At 49.5% G+C, this 824-nt stretch carries 1 protein-coding gene; it reads right to left on the reverse strand.

Features of this window, described 5'->3' with window-relative positions; all coding sequences use genetic code 11:
- Positions 1 to 31: 31 nt before the first annotated feature.
- On the reverse strand, positions 32 to 824 hold a 793-nt coding region (locus ACMHKJ_RS19295; RefSeq protein WP_413496464.1), incomplete at its 5' end, for a DUF2345 domain-containing protein.

The following is an 824-nucleotide window of genomic DNA, read 5'->3' on the forward strand; positions in this document are numbered from 1 at the left end:
CGGAAATTGATTCCAGTTTCCTCCTGACATATTACTTATCCTTCTTAAAAACCGCTAAAAATTGTGACAAATTTTCACCCCATGCATTGCCTGTCCGCGTATTTTCCCGCTCCTTGCCCGGTGCGCTGGTTCTGAAACCTATATTGACAGCCGGTAATTCATTCACTTCACTCTCTTCATTTTCTGCGGCCTGCGGGATTTTAATGTCATAACTGTCACCGCTGAGTAAATGCAATTGATAGTTGTCAGTAGGAATATCATGGTTAATCAGAATGTTACCTTCTGCATCACTTACTCCTTTCAGGATAAGCGCCCCTTTACTGTAAAGTTCATACGGCTCAAATGCCCGGCTTTTCACCGGGCTTTGCGGTGAGGAGCTCAGCTGAAAACGCAGGGCTTGTTTGGGCATCGACTGCGGAAATTGCGGGTGCATCACATTCATGGATTCCGGGCCGGTAACCACCCAGTTAGTGGCTTTTACAGTTTGATTCCCGGGACTTCCGTATTCTATCTGCCCGCCTTTTAAGCGGATATAGGCTCCGCCGCAGGTGAGTAACAGCTCGTCTTTTGCCGCTACTATGGTTTTGCCGCCCGTGCTGGTCACGGTCAGATCTTTGAGTGCGGTCAGGTGCATTTCGTCACTCTGCGCCTGTAACTCAATTTTGCCTTTTGCCGCAAACGCTTTAATCCCGGTACGCCGGGCAAACAGGCTGATGGCGTTACCGGCGGCTAAGGTGATTTTTTTCCCCACTGAAATATCAGCCTGTTTCAGGGCGGTGAGCGTAATATTCTCGCCGCTGCTGGCCTGCACCGTTTTCGGGGAA

Source organism: Morganella psychrotolerans (genome assembly GCF_965118875.1).
Lineage (GTDB): Bacteria > Pseudomonadota > Gammaproteobacteria > Enterobacterales > Enterobacteriaceae > Morganella > Morganella psychrotolerans_C.